The organism is Lactobacillus sp. UMNPBX19 (assembly GCF_002553805.1).
Lineage (GTDB): Bacteria > Bacillota > Bacilli > Lactobacillales > Lactobacillaceae > Lactobacillus.
Genome location: NZ_PCYR01000178.1, coordinates 1 through 240 on the forward strand (window position 1 = coordinate 1; position 240 = coordinate 240).

The 240-nt window shown below is 45.0% G+C and carries 1 tRNA gene; it reads right to left on the minus strand.

Annotated features, from left to right (window positions below):
- Positions 1-78: 78 nt before the first annotated feature.
- A tRNA-Ala gene (locus CP370_RS09675) sits at positions 79-151 on the minus strand.
- Between the last annotated feature and the right edge of the window lie 89 nt (positions 152-240).

Sequence of the window (240 nt, forward strand, 5' to 3'; positions counted from 1 at the left end):
TTTTTCGATTGTCTCGGTTTTTTGCTTTTGATTATATTCAGTTTTCAATGTACTAACCCTTGAGACTTTATGTCTCAATGGAGGCTAACGGGATCGAACCGATGACCTCCTGCGTGCAAAGCAGGCGCTCTCCCATCTGAGCTAAGCCCCCATCATTGCCTTTTATCAAAGCTTTTTTTGCTTTGAATGGGCCTAAATGGACTTGAACCATCGACCTCACGCTTATCAGGCGTGCGCTCT